The organism is Nonomuraea helvata (assembly GCF_039535785.1).
In the GTDB taxonomy this organism is placed as follows: Bacteria; Actinomycetota; Actinomycetes; order Streptosporangiales; family Streptosporangiaceae; genus Nonomuraea; species Nonomuraea helvata.
This window is the reverse complement of record NZ_BAAAXV010000001.1, coordinates 2,023,795-2,041,635: the sequence shown is the minus strand read 5'-3', so window position 1 is coordinate 2,041,635 and position 17,841 is coordinate 2,023,795. Positions and strand designations below refer to the sequence as shown.

Genomic DNA, 17,841 nt, shown 5'->3' with positions numbered 1-17,841 from the left:
CAAACGATGAAATGCACGCGCACTGCCGCCTCGTCCCGCCGACGCGGCGGGGGAGCGTCTCACGCCACGCGGTGCGCGCCCTGGGCGAGGGTGGCCGGGAGGAAGCGGGGGGCCTGGAAGCCGTGCTCGGCGAACGCGTTGGACACCGCCTCCTCGACACTCGACAGGCGCTCCAGCGGCACCAGGGCGATGGCGGAGCCGCCGAAGCCGCCGCCCGTCATCCGGGCGCCGCGCGCCCCGCCCCGGATGGCGGCCTCCACCGCCACGTCCAGCTCCGGCGACGACACCTCGTACTGGTCCCGCAGCGACAGGTGCGAGGCGTTCAGGATGGCGCCGATCTCGGCGACGGCGCCGGCGCGCAGGAGGCCGATGAGGGCCTCCACGCGGTGGTTCTCCGTGACCACGTGCATCGTGCGCTTGCGCTCGTCCCCCTGGAGCTGATCGAGGGCCGCCGCCAGGTCCGTGACGTCGCGCAGGGCCGGGACGCCGAGCTTGCGGGCCGCCGACTCGCACTCCGCGCGGCGCTTGGCGTACTCACCGCTCGCGTGCTCGTGGTGCGCCTGCGTGTCGATGATGAGCATGCTCAGCCCGTGGGAGGCCAGGTCGAGCGGGATGTTCCTGGAGCCGAGCGAGCGGCAGTCGAGGAACAGCGCGTGGCCCTCCTGGCAGAGCGCCGAGGCGGCCTGGTCCATGATGCCGCAGGGCATGCCGACGAAGTCGTTCTCGGCCTTCTGGCTGAGCAGGGCGATCTCCATCGGCGTCATGCCCAGGTCGTGCAGGTCGTTGAGGGCGGAGGCGATGGACACCTCGAGAGCGGCGCTGGAGCTCAGGCCGGCGCCCGCCGGGATGTCGCCGTCGATGACGATGTCCGCGCCTGCCACGCGGTCGCCCAGCATGGCGAAGACGCCGACGACGTAGCGGGTCCAGCCCTCCGAGGCGTCGTGGCTCGCCAGCGTGACGGGCTCGCCGGGGGACTGGAGCGACAGGAGCCGGATGGTGCCGTCCGAGCGCGGGGTGATCGCGGCCGTGACGCCCCACGGCACGGCGAAGGGCAGGACGAAGCCGTCGTTGTAGTCGGTGTGCTCACCGATCAGGTTGACCCGTCCGGGCGCATGCCAGACGGTCTGGGGGGACGTACCGTAAGCGGTAGAAAAAGCTTCAACAACGCGCATAATCGCACACTCCTCAACAAAGGCCCGACCGTAGACTAGCGCTATGGAGGAGCTCCTGGATCCAGGGCTCGGGCAGGTCCGGGTGTTTCTGGTGCGCGACGACAACAAGCCGCGCAAGCTCAAGTACAACCTGGGCCATTCCCGGCTGCTGACCTTCGGTGGCGCGTACTCCAACCACATCAGGGCCGTGGCCGAGGCGGGGCGGCGGCACGGGATCGAGACCATCGGGGTCATCCGGGGTGAGGAGCACCTGCCGCTCAACCCGGCGCTCGCCCACGCGAGGACGTGCGGGATGACCCTGACCTATATGGACAGGGCCACCTACCGGCTCAAGCACACCGAGCCCGTGCTGGCCGGGCTGCGGGCGCGGTGGGGGGACGACGTGGCGATCCTGCCCGAGGGCGGGAGCAACGCGGCGGCCGTGCGCGGGTGCGCCGAGCTGCCGGGGGAGATCAGCGAGGAGTACGACGTCATCTGCTGCCCGGTCGGCACCGGCGGGACGCTGGCCGGGATCTCGGCCGGGCTGCCGGAGGGCAAGCGGGCGATCGGGTTCGCGGTGCTGAAGGGGGCGGGGTTCCTGGCCGGTGAGGTGGCCAGGCTCCAGCACGAGGCGTACGGGCGCACGTGGTCGAACTGGGAGCTCAGCCTGGACTACCACTTCGGCGGCTACGCCAAGTCGACGCCCGCTTTGGACGGCTTTATCGCGAAATATCGTGTGGAAGGGGTCTATGTGGCCAAGATGCTCTACGGGATCCTGGACCTCGCACGGCAGGGCGCCTTCCCTGAAGGCGCCCGCGTCGTCGCCGTGGTCACCGGTCAGCCCTCCACCCCCGTGGCCGAGTGAGGCGCCCCGACCGGCTTCGACTCGGGTGACCCCCGCTGCCGCAGATAGATCGCCAGTGCCACCATAGACAGCACGGCCAGCAGCTCCGACTGCCAGTTCTGCAGGGTCCGGTTCCAGAACTCGGGCGAGGTCACGTACGACCACCAGGACACCGGATCGCGCAGGTCGCCGAGCCGCTCCGAGTTGTACGCCGCCTGCCCCGCCACCGACTGGGCCAGCCACGACAGCACGAAGACGGCCCCCATCACCAGCCCGAGCGAGTTGCTGAACAGCCAGAGCCTCAGCCCGCCGACCTTGGCCCACAGAGGGGAATCGGGGCCGGCGTACGGCCCGACCCGCTGCTGCTCGTCGGACTCCGCCCCCGCCTCGTCCGGCTCCTTGGACTCGGGCGACCCCTTCTGCACGAGCCAGACGGTCAGCATGATGAACAGGAAGAACTGCAGATACTCCGACTGCCAGTTCTCCGACACGTCCACCGCGAACGAGGACGACGTCACGTACTGCAGGAACGAGACCGCCTCGGCGCCCTCAGCCAGCTGTCGGTCGTTGTATTCCAGCATCCCGGACAGCGCCTGACCGCCCAGCGCCAGGAAGAACATGATCATGAAGGCGAGGGTCAGAGAGTTCTCCTTCAGCCATCTCACAGCCGCGACCACCCCACCACGAAGAAGTACGCCAGGCCGACCACGATGATCAACACGGTCAGCGTGAACATCACGCGCATCAGTCAGTCCTCCACCTCGCACTTGTAGGGAAGGTCGCGTACGGGCTCGCACCCGGCGGCCTTGACCCGCCAGCCGTCGGAGAACTCGTGCAGGAACAGCGTGTCACCGGCCAGCCGTACCTGCGCGTCCTCGCCCCACACGCTGACGGAGGTGACCGGGCCGCCCGGGCCGAGCTTCGCCTCGAGCAGCGCATCGGCGCAGGTCTGGCCGGGGTTGGGGAGACTCTCGGCGGTCTTGCGGGTGAGCATCGCGCACGCGGCGTCCTCACGGTGCGCGGAGACGGCCGCGTGGAAGCGCTCGGCCGCCTGCGCCGGGGCGGCCGAGTCCGGGGCGCAGGCGGTGGCCGCCAGCGCGATCACCGGAACCACGATGAACAGGGTCCTCATGGACCCCTGCTACCCGCGGATCACCCCCGCATGCTAGGCGCCGAGCTGGTCGAGCACCGGTGACACCAGCGCGTTGAGCTCGCGGACCAGCACCACCACCGCCCGGTGTGCGCGCTGCTCGACCTCGTCGTGCGGCCCTTCGGGCTCGGGCGGCAGGTCGTCCAGGGGCACGGGCACCTCCAGCAGCAGGGTGGCCCGCAGGAACGGGTGCCTGGCCAGGTCCTGCTGGGTCGGGTCGACGTACTGGCCGAAGGTCTCCTGCCAGCCCAGCCACCCGCGGTCGCGCCACCAGGCCCGCGACCGGGTCAGCTCCTCCGGCAGGGGCGAGACCACCCTGACGCGCGCGTAGAGCGAGCCGTCCCAGGTGTTGCGGTGGCAGGTCGCGTCCAGCACGCGGCGGTCCCACCGCACGTAGCCGGGGGTCAGCGACGGCGGCGTGGCCAGCCGCCACGCCGCGCACGCGAACCTGACGGGCGCGATGTCGCCCCACTCGAACTCTTCGAGGTTCTTACGGACGTGTACGGCATAGCGCCCGTCACGGTCTCTGTCGAACTCTTGATCGATCCAGAACGCTCTGCCCATGGGGACTACGCTACGGCCTCCCCCGCCTCCATGCAGGGCAGGCCGTAGCCCCGAGATCCCCCAATGTGCCTGTAACGGAAGTGGCTGATGTGTAGCTTTTTCACATTGTTGGCTGACTTTGGAGTGAGCGATGGCGTCAGAACAGCTCGACGCGGCCATGAGCTACTGGAAAACGGGAGATCTCGATGCGGCCGCCGCGCTGTTCAGGCAGATCGCGGCCACGGGGGATCCGGAAGCGTCTCACCTGCTGGCCGGGCTGCTGCAGGAGCAGGGGGACCTGGACGGCGCCGAGGCGGCGCACAGATCGGTGATCCAGTCGGGCGACCCGGTGTTCGGGCAGCGCTCGGCCATCGCCATGGGGATGATGCTGGTCGTGGCCAAGGAGTGGGCCGCGGCGCACCGGGTGCTGACGATCGCGTCGGACGGCGCCGACTTCGAGGTGGCCGCGCTCGCGGACACGGCGCTGGTGCTGGTGCTCACGCAGCTGGGCGACGTGGAGGGCGCGCAGGCGGCGCTGGAGCGGGCGCGCAGGTGCGACAGCGCCGCCGTGGCCGAGCTGGCCGACCGGCTGGAGCTGCCCGAGTTCCACCAGGATCCGGCCTCGGCCCGCGACCTCTACGAGGAGGCGGAGGACGAGGACGACTACCGGGCGCTGCTGACGTGCGGCGACCCGGACGTGGTGTCGCTGTCGGCGTTCCGGCTGTACCAGATCTACGCGGAGGAGGAGGATTTCGAGCAGGCCAGGCAGGTGTGCGAGCACGCCATCGCCGTCGGGCACTCCGACCACCTGGCCATGGCGCACAAGCTGCTCGCCGCGGTGCTGGTGGACCTCGGCGAGTACGCCGAGTCCGCGGCCGCCTACCGCGTGGCCGCCGAGGACCCCAGGCCGGACATCCGGCTGCCGTCGCTGATCGAGCTGGCCAAGGTGACCGCGTCGCTCGGCGACGAGGAGGAGACGAAGGCCATCTTCCGCCGGGTGATCGCCAGCGGTCACCGCGAGTACGTCGTGCAGGCCCAGGCGTGCCTGGCCCAGATGCACACCGAGGCGGGAGAGCCGCCCGAGGCGCTGGCCGCGTTGCGTGCCGTGCTGGAGGCGGGGGAGAGCGAGTGGGGCCCGATCTGCGTCACGCTGCTCGGAATGCTGCTGGACCAGCATCCGGAGGCCTACGAGGAGGCCATGGAGCTGGCGCGGTTCGCGTTCGGGCACGATGATCCCGACACCGCCTTCAAGGCGGGGCTCCTGCTGGAGCACGCCGCCAGGCAGCAGCCGCTGGCCGACCCCGTCGAGGAGCAGGCGCTCCAGGACACCGACGAGGGGCTGGCCCGCCTGCAGGCCGGCGAGCTGGCCGAGGCCAGGCGGCTGCTGCGCAAGGCCGCCGACTCCGGCGCGCCGACGCATTCGCTCAGGGCCATGGTGACGCTGGCCCAGCTGGAGATCGGCGCGGGCGACCGGGAGCAGGCCGACGAACTGCTGGCGTACGTGGCCGAAGAGGACGACACGCTCCAGGGCTTCAGCACGGCCTTGCTGCTGCACCTGTTGCGCGAGTCAGGCGAGCGGCCGCATCCCGTGCTGCAGGCGATCCTCGACCACCAGCGGCTGGGCCGGGAGGAGGGGCTGTCCCGCTATCACGCGACCACGGAGCACCCGGACCCGGCCGTCGCCGCGATCGGCACCGCCGTGTTCGCGCAGGTGCTGGCCTCGATCGGGTACGACCTGTCGGAGGCGGCCAAGCTGTTCCACACGGCGGCCGACGCCGGGGACCCGCTGGCGCTGTCGTACACGGCCGTGATCTGCAAAGAGGTGCTGTCCGACGAGGACGAGGCGGTCGCGCTGCTGCGCCGGGCCAGGGCGGAGGGCCATCCGGTGCTGGCACCGTGGGTGGGGTACGCGCTGGGCGGGCTCGTCGAGGAGCACGACCTGGCCGAGGCGCGGGCCGCGTACACGACGGCCTTGGAGAGCGGCAACCGCGGGCTGCGGAACGAGGCGGCCGGCGCGCTGCTGACGGTGTACGAGCGGCAGGGCGACCTGCTGGCCGTCTGCCGGATGCATGAGAGGCGCGTCGAGGAGGAGACCTCCGAGAACGACCGCGCGCGCAGCGCCTGGCTGCTCGGGCTGAACCGGGTCAGGCTCGACGACCTCGCCGCCGCGCGGGCGGCCTTCGAGCGGGCCGCGGGGGAGCCCGAGGCGATGGGGCGCTTCGCCCGTTCCCTGCTCGACCGCGACTTCGAGGACGCGGCGGCGGCGTTCGAGGAGATCGGCGACGAGGGCAGTGCCTTCCTGGCGAGCATGCTCGCCATGGAGAGCGGGCACGCCTGGCAGCGGCGGGGCGAGATCGCCGCCGCGGACGGGGCGCTCTCGCTGGTGCTCGCCGCCGGGCACCCCGGGTACCGGCAGGAGGCGGGGTGCTACCTCGGGGCGCTGCGTAACGAGGCGGGCGACAAGCACGGGGCGCTGGAGGCGTGGGAACAGGTCGCGGACGGCGACAACGAGCGCCTGGCCGCCATGACGCAGTGGGACATCGGGCGGGTGCGGCAGCAGCTCGGCCGGCTGGACGAGGCGGCCGCGGCCTACCGGGCGGCGCTCGAACAGCTCGACGGCAGGCGCAGGGAGGACGCGACCGTGCGGCTCGCCGAGGTGCTCGTGGCGCGCGGGGCGGCCGAGGAGGCGGGGGAGCTGCTGGCCGGGGAGTTCGGCGAGGCAGGGCGGCTCCAGCTCGTCTGCGTGCTGCGTGACCACGGCGACCTGACGGGCGCGCTCTCCCTCCTGACTCGGGGATCCGAGGACGCGTGGGAGGCGCAGCTGCTCGGCGAGCTGCTCGCCAGGACCGGCGACGTGGCGGGGGCGCGCGAGGCGTTCGAACGGGCCGTGGCCGCCGACCCGGCGTCCGCGTCCGGCACGCTGGTCACGGCGGCCAGGCTGCTGGCGGAGGCGGGGGACGACGAGTACGCCCGCTCCGCTCACGAGCGGGTCGTCGCCCTGGACGACGACGAGTGGCTCACGGCCGTCGCCCGGGTCCGGCTCGGGACGGCCTCGGCCAAGGAGCGCGGATGGGTGCTGGCCGACGACGGGGACCGGGAGGGCGCGGTCGCGGCGCTGACCGAGTTCGCCGGGTCGGAGCTGATGGCGCAGGTGCTGCTCGCGCTCAACGACGACGACGCCCGCGCCGTACGCCGCCTTGTGGCCGCCGTGGACCCGGAGGCCCGGCGGGAGCCCCTCGCCGAGACCCTTGAGCGGGCCCGCGGGCTGGACGACCACCGCGCGGCCGCGGCGCTCTGCCGGGTGGTCATCGAGCTGGGCGAGCCCGGCCTGGCCGCGGAGGCGGCGCTGGACCTCGGCGTGATCCACGCGCAGCGCGACGACCACTGCCAGGCCGAGCTGGCCACCCTCCCCGCCACCGGACACCCGGAGACGGCCGCGAGCGCCTGGCGCAACATCGCCATCGTCCGCCACCGCCGCGGCGACCCCGACGGGGCGATCGAGGCGGCGCGTGCCGCGATGCCCGCCACCGCCGTCGTGCTGGCGGACCTGCTCGACACGCAGGGCGACAGCGCGGGCGTACGCGAGGCCTTGACTGCCGGGGCGACGGCCGGCGACCTCGAGAGCCTGCGCCACCTGCTCGCCCGCCTGCTCGTCGAGCAGGACCACGACGCCGTGGCGGAGGCGGCCGAGCGGGCCGTCGGGAGCGGCGACCCCGAGACCGTGTCCATGGGCTACTGGGCGTGGGGTGACGCGTACAAGGCCCGGGGCGACCTGGAGAACGCCGCCCTCATGTTCGGGCGGGGCGTGGACACCGGCTTCCCCGAGACCGAGCCGGGCATCCGGGTGGACCTGGCCAAGGTCATGCGCGAGCTGGGCGACGCGGCCGGGGCCGAGCGCGAGGTGCGGCTGGCCATCGACTCCGGCGTGCCGGACGCCGTGGAGAGGGCCGGAATCCAGCTCGGCATCTGGCTGCACGAGGAGGGCGACCAGCTCGGCGCGGCGCGGGCGTTCGCCGCCGCCGCGGGCGCCGGATCCGAGGTCGCGACGGACAACCTCCGCGTGCTCGCCCACCAGGCCGCCGGCCGGGGCGAGCACGCCCTGGCCGTGCAGGTGCTCCAGCTGATGGGCGACGAGGCCGGCGGCGTGGCACGCGAGCTGGCCGGGCGGTGCGAGGACCCGGCGGCTGTGCGGGCGTACCACGAGCTGACGGGGCGGGGGCCGTTCACCGAGGTGGACATCGCCGACCGGCTGGCCGCACTGGGCGAGACGGCCGAGGCGCGGGCGATCTACGAGCGGCTCAGCGGGCACGACGAGCCGGACGTACGGTTCGTGGCCGGCGGCAGGCTGCTGGAGCTGCTCGACGACGAGGGGGACGATGACGCGTTCTTCGATGTGGCGCAGCGGGCGGCGGCCGACGCCGACAGCCCCGTCCGGGGGGTGTTCGGGAGCCTGCTCGGCATGCTGCAGGACAACCGCGGCGACACGGAGGCGTCCCTCGACACGCTCCGGGAGGCGGCCGCCGACGGTGAGCCCATCGCGCTGTCCACGCTGGCGCAGACGCTGGTCAAGGTCGGGATGGTGGACGAGGGGCGGGAGGCGTACCTGCGGGTGCTCGACGCGGGCGACGCCGACCTCGCCGCCCGGGCCATGATCGCGCTCGGGCAGACGTACCACGAGTCGGACGAGGAGACGGCCCGGGAGTGGTACCTGAAGGGCGTCCAGGAGGGCGAGGGGCACATCAGCGCGCTCGCCGCGATGTACCTGGGCGCGCTGGCCAAGCGGAACCGCGACTTCCCTGAGGCGCTCACCTGGTACCAGCGGGTCATCGACGCGGGGGACGAGGAGTCGGGGCTGGCCGCGGCGCACCTCGGCGAGCTGTGCTACTGGCTCGGCGACCGCGACGGGGCCCTGCGGTACTACGAGCTGACGCTGGGGCTGACCGAGCAGGCCGACCTGGTGGCCGAGGCCGCCTGCCGGCTGGGCGAGATCCGGTACGAGCGGGGCGATCTGGAGCTGGCCCGGCAGCTGCTGACGACCGCCGTCTCCACGGGCGACCCGTCGTTCGCGACATCGGCGGAGTCGCTGCTGGCCAAGCTCGGCTGAGCCCGTACGGCCCCTGAAGGGGTGCCGCGCTCCATGCAGGGGCGCGGCACCCCTTTCTTTCGTGAACTTGTCCTTAATTAAATGACCAACTAACATCATCTAGTCAAACAAATGAGGGGAGACGGGATGGCCAGAGGACGGCCGCCACAGGATCCGGCGCGACAGCTGGAGCGGGCGCACCGCATCCTCGACGCCGCCGCCGAACTGGTCCTGCGCCAGGGCTACGACAGGACCACGATCGACGACGTGTCCAAGCGGGCAGGTGTCGCCAAGGGCACCATCTACCTGCACTGGAAGACGCGCGACGACCTGTTCGCCGCGTTGCTCCGCCGCGAGCGGGTGCGCATGCTGGCCGACGTCCGCGGCCGCGCCCCTGCCACGCTGAGCGAGCTGTACGGCGAGTTCGCCCGCGCCCTGCTCGGCCGGCCGCTGCTCAGCGCGTTCATGCGGGGCGACTCCGAGGTGCTCGGCAAGTTCGCCCGCCAGAAGCAGCAGGCCGGCAGGCCGCCGGAGATGGGCGGCCCCCTGGACGCGTACGTGGCGGAGCTGGTCAAGCGGGGCGCGGTGCGCGCGGAGGTGGGGGACCACATCCTGGTGGCCAACGCCGTCCTGTACGGGTTCCTGTTCGTGCCGGACGGGCGGCCCGACGAGCCCAGGCCGTCCGACGACCGGATCGCGGACATGATCGCGGACACCATCGAGCGGACCATGAGCACGGGCCGCCCCCTGTCCGGCGACGACGCGAGCGCCGTCGCCCGGGCCACCCTCGACTTCCTCGACGCCGCGGAGGAGGTCGCCCAGCGGAAGCTGGCGGCCTCCATGGGCGGTTCCACAGGTTCAAGGAGCGTGTGACGTGAAGGCCGTACTCCCCCTCGACGACGCGGCGGCCGATCTTGCGACCGTGGGGGGCAAGGGCGCCTCGCTGGCCAGGCTGACCAGGGCGGGGCTGCCCGTTCCCGGGGGGTTCCACATCACGACGGAGGCCTACCGGGCGTTCGTGTCGGCGTTCGGTGACGAGATCGCGCACGCGCAGGACGCGCGGAGGCTGTTCGCCGAGCATGAGATGCCTGCCGAGATCGCCGCGGAGATCCGCCGGGCGTACGGGGCGCTCGGCGATGACGTGCCGGTGGCCGTGCGTTCGTCGGCCACCGCCGAGGACCTGCCGGACATGTCGTTCGCCGGTCAGCAGGACACCTATCTCAACATCAGGGGCGAGGGGCTGCTGGATGCGGTCAAGCGCTGCTGGGCCTCGCTGTGGAACCCGCGCGCCATCGCCTACCGCGAGCAGAACGGCGTCCCCCATGATGAGGTGGCGCTGGCGGTGGTGGTCCAGGAGCTGGTGGACGCGGAGGCGGCCGGTGTCCTGTTCACCGCGAACCCGGTCACCGGTGCCCGTGACGAGAGCGTGATCAACGCTTCCTGGGGGCTCGGTGAGGCGGTCGTCGGCGGTCAGGTCACCCCGGACACGGTCGTGGTGTCGGGCGGCGCGGTCATTCAGTCGCAGGTCGGCGACAAGACGGTGATGACCGTCCGCACTTCTGACGGCACCCGCGAGGAGCCTGTGCCGGAGGAGCTGCGCGGCAGGCCCGTGCTGGACAAGCGGCAGGCGGTGGAGCTGGCCGCGATCGGTGCGCGGATCCAGGAGCTGTACGGGACTCCGATGGACGTCGAGTGGGCCCGGAGCGGCGGCGCGTTCGCGATCGTGCAGGCGCGCCCGATCACCGGTCTCAAGCCGCAGGTCGAGGAGTGGAACGACAGCCTCAAGGGCGACTACCTGTGGACCGGCGGCAATCTGGGCGAGGCCATCCCCGACGTGATGACGCCGCTGACGTGGTCGCTCGTGCGCCTGTTCATCAGGGAGGCGATGTCGGCCTCGGCCCTGCCCGGCTTCGACCTGGTCGGCAACATCGGCGGCCGCTTCTACATGAACCTGAGCGTCGTCCACTCCATCGCCGCCGCCCTGGGCATGCGCGGCAGGCTGAGCGCGGTCGAGCAGGTCTTCGGCAAGCTGCCGCCGGGGCTGGACGTGCCGCAGGTGCCGTTGCCGCGCTGGGAGATCATCAAACGGGTCATTCCCCTGGCGATAGACATCCAGCGCCGCGTGCGCCGCAACCTCAAGGGCATGCGCGCGTTCCTGGCCACCTCGCAGCGGCGGTGCGAGGAGCTGCGCGCCACGATCGCCGCCACCGGTTCCGGCCCCGAACTGGCCGACCTGTGGGAACGCGAGATCAGGCCGCACCTGGTCACCTCCTGCCGCATGCTCGAGGCCGCCGGCCGCCAGGGCGGCGCCACCCTCGTCTGGACCCGCGACAGGCTGCGCAAGATGATGGGCGAGGTCGACGCCGAGGCCATGCTGACCGGCGTGAACTCCGGCGGCGAGCTGGCCAGCCTGGGCCCGGTGATGGGTCTGTCCAAGCTGGCCCGCGGGGAGATCACCAGGGAGGAGTTCGCCCGCACGTACGGGCATCGCGGCCCCCACGAGTTCGAGGTGTCGATCCCGCGGCCCGGCGAGGACCCCGAATGGATCGACGCCCAGCTCGCGGGCCTGCGCGACCTGCGGGCCGACACCGAGGCGCTGCTCGCCCGGCAGCAGCAGGCGCGCGACGCGGCGTGGGCGCGCTTCGCCGAGCGCTATCCGCGCCAGCTGGCCAGGATGCGCGCCAGGGTCCAGCGCTGGAACGCGGTCGTGCGCGACCGCGAGGACACGCGCTCGGAGAACATGCGGGCGTTCTGGGTGCTGCGGGCGTTCGCCGTACGGGCGGGGGAGCTGACGGGCCAGGGCGACGACGTGTTCTTCCTCTACCTGGACGAGCTGCTGGCCCTGCTGCGGGGCGACCCGTCCGCGCTGGAGAAGGTGCCGGTACGGCGGGCCACCCACGAGCGGTACGCCGCCCTGCCGATCTACCCCGCGCTGATCGTCGGCCACTTCGACCCCGTACGCTGGGCCGCCGACCCCGACCGGCGGGCCGACGTTTACGACGCGCGCGGCACCGGCGTGCCCGTGAGCGACACCGTGAAGGGCTTCCCCGGCGCTCCCGGCATCGTGGAGGGCATCGCCCGCGTGATCTCCGGACCTGAGGAAGGCGACCGGCTCAAGCCGGGCGAGATCCTCGTCACCACGCTGACCAACGTGGGCTGGACCCCGATGTTCCCGCGCGCCGCCGCCGTCGTGACCGACATGGGCGCACCGCTCTCGCACGCCTCGATCGTGGCTCGCGAGCTCGGCATCCCCGCCGTGGTCGGCACCGGCAACGCCACCATGCGCCTGCACGACGGCGACCGGATCAGGGTGGACGGCGAGCGGGGCACGGTCGAGTTGCTGGGATGAAAAGACTCCGCCAAGTCGATCGCTTCAACCGGTGGCCTGCGGTGACCTTGATGCCCATGATCGAGTGGTGGACCCCAGAGGACGAACGCGAGCTCGAGGCGCGCTGCGCCCGGTTCAGGATCGCCAAGCTGGCGCTGGATTACGGCGACGGCGAGATGGATGTGGAGGATGAGGCCGACCCGGCGGCGTGACTTCGCCGAGCTGCCGCCGGCCCTCGTCGCGGAGGTGCAACGCCGTCTGAGCGCCGTGCTGGGCTTCGAGGAGCGCGGTGGCGGCTTCTCGGACGGCGTGCTCGGCGTGGCCGTCTATCGTCGCCGGCTTGAGCTGGGTCTCTCACAGTCCGAGCTGGCTGAGCGGGCGGGCATGACCCAGCCGCAAGTGTCGCGGCTGGAAGGCGGGGCCCACATGCCGACGATCCCCCTGACGGTGCGGTTGGCGGCTGCGCTGGAGATCGACGTGGTAGTGCACGGTGACGTGTCGGCTTCGGTGGAGTTTCGCCCGCACGCCGCCGCGTGAGGCTTTGCGCTAGCCGCCGACGTGGATGCCCGGCCGCTTCGCGGGGTCGGGCTCGACCTTGCGGATGATCTCGCGTACGACCGGCGCCGTGTCGCCGCGCCCGATGATGAGGTAGCGGAACAGGTGCATCAGCGGCGAGCCCTCCGCCCACTCGAAGTAGCAGTGCGGCCGGACGCCCGTGGCGTCGCGCAGGGCCAGCAGGACGGCGGCGATGGCGTTGGGCGCGGCGGGACTCTCGGCGCGCAGCACGCGGTGCCCGCCCACCTCCACGCCGCGCACCTGCAGCGCGTCGCTGAAGTCGGACGGGTCGATGACGTCGACCTCCAGGAAGAGGATGTCGGCCCGTCCGGGGACCGGGTTCATGCCGCGCTGCTCGGCCTCCTTCTCCGCGTACTCGGCCTTGTCGCCGGTCTGGCGGCGGTTGGCGATGATGTTGAGTGCGCCGTCGAACTCGATCGAGTCGGCGACGAACCGCCGGGCCGCCTCGTCGAACTCGATCCGGTCGGCCCGCAGCTCGGTCGTGCGGGAGACGCGCGAGATCAGCGAGATGGCGATGATGCCCAGGATGAACAGCGCCGAGATGGCGATGCCGTCCGGCTTCTCCCTGATGTTCTCCACCAGCGCGTAGAGCAGCACGAGGGTGAGCACGGAGAAGCCCACGCCGGCCGGCCGCTGGCGCTTGCGGATGGCCGAGATCGTCACCGCGACCGCGCCGGAGACCATCATGGCCAGGATGCCCGTGGCGTACGCGCCGGCCTGGGCGTCCACGTCGGCGTCGAACGCGATGGTGAGCACCACGCAGATGCCCGTGTAGACGAGCACCACCGGCCGCACCGCGCGGCCCCAGTCGGGCGCCATGCCGTAGGAGGGCAGGTAGCGCGGCACGATGTTGATCAGGCCGGCCATCGCGGACGCCCCGGCGAACCACAGGATGAGGATCGTGCTGATGTCGTACGCCGTGCCGAACATCTCGCCGAGCCGCTCGTGCGCGAGGTAGGCGAGCGCCCTGCCGTTGGCCTCGCCGCCCGGCTTGAATTCTTCGGCCGGGATGAGCACCGTGGTGACGAAGCTGGTCGCGATCAGGTAGACGCTCATGATGAGCGCGGCCACGGTCAGCAGCTTGCGGGTGTTGCCGATGCGGGAGTCCAGCTGCTGCTCGGCGGTCTCGCCCTTGGCGGCCACCAGCGGCATCATGCTGACGCCCGTCTCGAACCCCGACAGCCCCAGCACCAGCAGCGGGAACGCGAGCACGGCCGGCCCGATGACGCCGCCGAAGCCGCCCGTCCCGCTGGTCAGCGCGTCCGTCCACCGGGAGAGCGCGTCAGGGGACGAGACGACGGCCGTCAGCCCGGCGGCGACGACGACGGCGTTCAGGACCAGGAAGATCGCGACGAGCGGGATCGCCACGCCGACCGCCTCGCTGAAGCCGAGCAGGAACACCCCGCCCAGGATCAGCAGCAGCACCACGGTCAGGATGACCTCGTGCCCGTGCAGGAAGCTCGGGAAGAACGGGTTCTCCACGACGTGCACGGACGCGTCCGCCGCCGACAGCGTGATCGTGATGATCCACGACGTGGCCACGAACCCCAGCAGCACCAGCACGAACAGCTTGCCGCGCCAGAACGGCAGCAGCCGCTCCAGCATCGCCACGGAGCCCTGCCCGTGCGGGCTCTCCCGCGCGACCCTGCGGTACATCGGCAGCATGCCGAGCAGCGTCAGCCCCACGATGAGCAGCGTGGCCAGCGGCGACAGAGCCCCGGCGGCCAGCGCGGCGATCGCGGGCAGGTAGGCCAGCGTCGAGAAGTAGTCGACGCCGGTCAGGCACATGACCTTCCACCAGGCCTGCGGCTCGGCGTGCCCCTCGCTCGCCTCGGGGCCCGTCGGCTGCACGCGCAGCTGCAGCAGCCAGCGTGCCAGGGCGCTGGACGGAGGCGCTGGACGGGACGGGGTCTCCACGACCGCCGGGACCGTAAGCCCACCGGTACCGCTCACCGGATCTTCCTCTCTTGTCGAGAATGGACACCACCCTAGGGGGTCCTGCGCAGGAGCACGCGGCTGGAGCGGCGATTTCGGCCATATGGGTGCTAACCAGCCCTTTTGTCCGGGGCTCCAGGACGGCGCGCCGGTAAACCGGTTGCCCGAGCCGAAAGCCCTCTGGTGTGCTGAGCTCGAATCAGCGACGACAGCGAGGAGCAGGAAATGCTGACAACGCTCATGTCCCCCCAAGAAAGGAAGAGCCGTCTATCACAAGGACATGACGTTCGTTGCGTATGCTCAATTTGGGGATCTTGGCGCATGTAGACGCCGGTAAGACCAGCCTGACCGAGCGGCTCCTGTACGCCGCCGGAGTCATCGACGAGATCGGCAGCGTCGACGACGGCAGCACCCAGACCGACTCGCTGGCCCTGGAGCGCCGGCGCGGCATCACGATCAAGTCGGCGGTCGTCTCGTTCGCCGTCGGCGGCACCACGGTCAACCTGATCGACACGCCCGGCCACCCCGACTTCATCGCCGAGGTGGAGCGGGTGCTGAGCGTGCTCGACGGCGCCGTGCTGGTCGTCTCGGCCGTGGAGGGCGTGCAGGCCCAGACCCGCGTGCTGATGCGTACGCTGCGCCGGCTCGGCATCCCCACGCTCGTCTTCGTGAACAAGATCGACCGCCGTGGTGCCCGCTATGACGGGATATTGCGCGAAATTTCAGAGAAGCTCCCGGTGGCCGCCGTCGCCATGGGGGCCACCACCGGGCTGGGCACGCGGGCCGCCTCCTTCACGCCGTTCAACGGGGCGGCGAATCTCCTGGAGGTGCTGGCCGAGCAGAATGACACGCTGCTGGCCGCGTACGTGGACGGTGACGAGCCGATTCCGTACGCCGGACTCCGCGCCGAGCTGGTGGCGCAGACGGGCCAGGCGCTGGCGCACCCGGTGTTCTTCGGCTCGGCGATCACGGGCGCGGGCGTTGACGCGCTCATGGCCGGGATAGAAGAGCTGCTCCCCGCCGCCCAGGGCGATTCCGGCGGCCCGGCCTCCGGCACCGTCTTCAAGATCGAGCGCGGCGACGCGGGGGAGAAGATCGCGTACGTGCGGATGTTCTCGGGCACGGTACGCGCCCGCGACCGCCTGAGCTTCGAGGGCGGACGCGAGGGGAAGGTCACGGCGATCAGCGTGTTCGACGGGGGCACGGCGGTACGCGGGCCGGAGGCCGCCGCAGGCCGGATCGCCCGGCTCTGGGGCCTGGCCGACGTCCGGATCGGCGACGCGATCGGCCTGCCGAGGAAGGGCGAGGCCCAGGGCCACTTCGCGCCGCCGACCCTGGAGACGGTCGTGGTCCCGCGCGACCCCGCCGGCAAGGGCGCGCTCCACCTCGCGCTCGCCCAGCTCGCCGAGCAGGACCCGCTGATCGGCCTGCGCCAGGACGACCTGCGGCAGGAGGTCTCCGTCTCCCTCTACGGCGAGGTGCAGAAAGAGGTCATCCAGGCCACGCTCATGAACGACTTCGGCCTGGACGTCGACTTCCGCGAGACGACCACGATCTGCGTGGAACGCCCGATCGGCAGTGGCGAGGCGTTCGAGCTGATCGGCAAGGACCCCAACCCGTTCCTCGCGACCGTCGGCCTGCGCGTCGAGCCGGGGGTGGCGGGCAGCGGAGTGGAGTTCCGGCTGGAGGTGGAGCTGGGCTCGCTGCCGTACTCGTTCATGAGGACGATCGAGGAGACGGTACGCGAGACGCTCCGGCAGGGGCTGCACGGCTGGGAGGTCCAGGACTGCGTGGTCACCCTGACCCGCTCCGGCTACTGGGCCAGGCAGAGCCACTCGGGCGGCGTGTTCGACAAGAGCATGTCCAGCACCGCCGGCGACTTCCGCAACCTCACCCCGCTGGTGCTGATGAGCGCGCTGAAGCGGGCCGGGACCAGGGTGCTCGAGCCGATGCACCGCTTCCGGCTCGAGCTGCCCGCCGACACGCTCGGCCCGGTGCTGCCCGCGCTGGCCCGCCTGGGCGCCGTCCCGTTGAGCCGGGCGCCGGGTCTGGTCGAGGGCGAGATCCCGGCGGCGAAAGTGCACGAGCTGGAGAAGCTGCTCCCGGGGCTCACCCGCGGCGAGGGCGTGCTGGAGTGCGACTTCGACCGCTATCAGCCCGTACGCGGCCAGGTGCCGGAGCGGCCGCGCACCGACCACAACCCGCTCAACAGGAAGGAGTACCTCCTGCACGTGGTGCGCAGGGTTTAGGCGCTGTCCTGGTCGGAGTCGGCGGCGAGGACGATGACGCCGAGATAGCCGTCGTCCTCCTTGGTGACCTGGGCGCCGCGCAGGTAGCGCTTGTCGTCGGTGGGCGTGAGATCCGCCATGTCGCCGCCGCCGCCGCCGTTGCCCGGGCCGCCGCTCGGCGGCGCGCCTGTGGGGGCGCCGCTCGGGGGACCGCCGCCGGGCGGGTTGCCGCCCCCGCCCGTCGACTGCGCCTCGGCACCCGAATAGAGCCCGGCCGCGTCGCAGTGCCAGATCTCCACCACCGCGTTGCCGAGCGGCTTGCACGTCTCGCTGTCCTGGACCTTGACGGCGACCCGCAGCCGCACGCCCTGCCGGTCCTCGCGGATGTCGCTGCGGATCTTGTCGGCGTCGAAGTAGTAGGGGCCCTGCGTCGTGGTGCTGGTCAGCCTGCAGGTGCCGGCCCCAGTGGACGGCGCAGTGGACGGCGCGGTGAACAGCGCGGTGAGGTCTTTGGCCGTGGTCGCCGTAGGCGTCACGCTCGCGCCCGTGGACGTGGTGACGGTCGCCGTGCCCCCGGTGCCCCCGGTGCCCCCGGTGCCCCCGGTGCCCCCGGTGCCCCCGGTGCCCCCGGTGCCCCCGGCGTTCTCGGTTCCGGAGCAGGCCGCCAGCAGGCTGCCGAGCCCGAGCGAGCTGATGCCCGCGAACAGCCGCCGACGGCTGACCCGCTGGCCTTCGGGATCGTGTCCCACTGCGGCGTCCTTCTGGGGGTGTGGGATGTTCCGGAACCTCACGGTACGAGGCGGTCCCTGGACGTCCTCTTTGCGCTGGATGAACGTTTCATGAGTTCATCGAAAGCCTTTTCGGCGATATGAAACTGTAACCGAGCTGCCCCCTGGCTGATCAGCGAAGGCAATCCTGGACATCCGCAGTTCACGGTACATACGGATGGCCGCAAGGGTCGATTGACAGCCCCGTCCAGCCGTTCTACGTTCCCGAAAACCTT

General features: G+C 71.7%; 13 protein-coding genes. 7 read left to right on the top strand and 6 right to left on the bottom strand.

Annotated features, from left to right (window positions below; genetic code table 11):
- Window positions 1–59: 59 nt before the first annotated feature.
- Window positions 60–1,172 (bottom strand): galactokinase, encoded by a 1,113-nt coding sequence (gene galK, locus ABD830_RS09320; protein WP_344986103.1) that lies wholly within the window; start codon window positions 1,170–1,172, stop codon window positions 60–62.
- Window positions 1,173–1,215: 43 nt separating this feature from the next.
- Here galK and ABD830_RS09315 point away from each other — a divergent pair, with 43 nt between their 5' ends.
- The gene (locus ABD830_RS09315; protein WP_344986102.1) at window positions 1,216–2,016 is read left to right on the top strand and encodes a 1-aminocyclopropane-1-carboxylate deaminase/D-cysteine desulfhydrase; all 801 of its coding nucleotides are present in this window, start codon (window positions 1,216–1,218) and stop codon (window positions 2,014–2,016) included.
- Here the strand turns inward: ABD830_RS09315 and ABD830_RS09310 are convergent.
- From ABD830_RS09310 to ABD830_RS09300, 3 genes are all read right to left on the bottom strand, one after another.
- Window positions 1,989–2,660 (bottom strand): DUF6766 family protein, encoded by a 672-nt coding sequence (locus tag ABD830_RS09310; RefSeq protein WP_344986101.1) that lies wholly within the window; start codon window positions 2,658–2,660, stop codon window positions 1,989–1,991. The two genes, ABD830_RS09315 and ABD830_RS09310, sit on opposite strands and share 28 nt — an antisense overlap.
- An 83-nt stretch (window positions 2,661–2,743) precedes the next feature.
- Window positions 2,744–3,127, bottom strand: a complete 384-nt coding sequence (locus ABD830_RS09305) for a hypothetical protein (protein ID WP_344986100.1) — start codon at window positions 3,125–3,127, stop codon at window positions 2,744–2,746.
- 33 nt (window positions 3,128–3,160) lie between these two features.
- Window positions 3,161–3,709, bottom strand: coding sequence for a hypothetical protein (locus ABD830_RS09300; protein WP_344986099.1), 549 nt, complete (start codon window positions 3,707–3,709; stop codon window positions 3,161–3,163).
- Window positions 3,710–3,839: 130 nt separating this feature from the next.
- Here ABD830_RS09300 and ABD830_RS09295 point away from each other — a divergent pair, with 130 nt between their 5' ends.
- The 5 genes from ABD830_RS09295 (at window position 3,840) to ABD830_RS09275 (ending at window position 12,636) form a co-directional block, all read left to right on the top strand.
- Entirely contained in the window at window positions 3,840–8,792 is a 4,953-nt protein-coding gene (locus tag ABD830_RS09295) for a tetratricopeptide repeat protein (RefSeq protein WP_344986098.1), read from the top strand.
- 126 nt (window positions 8,793–8,918) lie between these two features.
- Window positions 8,919–9,644, top strand: coding sequence for a TetR/AcrR family transcriptional regulator (locus tag ABD830_RS09290; protein ID WP_344986097.1), 726 nt, complete (start codon window positions 8,919–8,921; stop codon window positions 9,642–9,644).
- Between the two features lies 1 nt (window position 9,645).
- Window positions 9,646–12,120, top strand: a complete 2,475-nt coding sequence (locus ABD830_RS09285; protein WP_344986096.1) for a PEP/pyruvate-binding domain-containing protein — start codon at window positions 9,646–9,648, stop codon at window positions 12,118–12,120.
- A gap of 56 nt (window positions 12,121–12,176) precedes the next feature.
- Window positions 12,177–12,311, top strand: coding sequence for a hypothetical protein (locus ABD830_RS09280; RefSeq protein ID WP_344986095.1), 135 nt, complete (start codon window positions 12,177–12,179; stop codon window positions 12,309–12,311).
- On the top strand, window positions 12,289–12,636 hold the full coding sequence (locus tag ABD830_RS09275) for a helix-turn-helix domain-containing protein (RefSeq protein ID WP_344986094.1): 348 nt from the start codon (window positions 12,289–12,291) through the stop codon (window positions 12,634–12,636). Before ABD830_RS09280 ends, ABD830_RS09275 begins: the two co-directional genes overlap by 23 nt.
- A 9-nt stretch (window positions 12,637–12,645) precedes the next feature.
- Here the strand turns inward: ABD830_RS09275 and ABD830_RS09270 are convergent, their stop codons facing one another.
- The gene (locus tag ABD830_RS09270; RefSeq protein WP_344986093.1) at window positions 12,646–14,628 is read right to left on the bottom strand and encodes an APC family permease; all 1,983 of its coding nucleotides are present in this window, start codon (window positions 14,626–14,628) and stop codon (window positions 12,646–12,648) included.
- Between the two features lie 278 nt (window positions 14,629–14,906).
- Here ABD830_RS09270 and ABD830_RS09265 point away from each other — a divergent pair, with 278 nt between their 5' ends.
- On the top strand, window positions 14,907–16,859 hold the full coding sequence (locus tag ABD830_RS09265) for a GTP-binding protein (RefSeq protein ID WP_344986092.1): 1,953 nt from the start codon (window positions 14,907–14,909) through the stop codon (window positions 16,857–16,859).
- On the opposite strand, the gene ABD830_RS09260 is transcribed toward ABD830_RS09265, so the two are convergent.
- Window positions 16,856–17,587: a dioxygenase family protein gene (locus tag ABD830_RS09260; protein WP_344986091.1), complete on the bottom strand. Its 732-nt coding sequence runs from the start codon at window positions 17,585–17,587 to the stop codon at window positions 16,856–16,858. The genes ABD830_RS09265 and ABD830_RS09260 overlap by 4 nt on opposite strands.
- Between the last annotated feature and the right edge of the window lie 254 nt (window positions 17,588–17,841).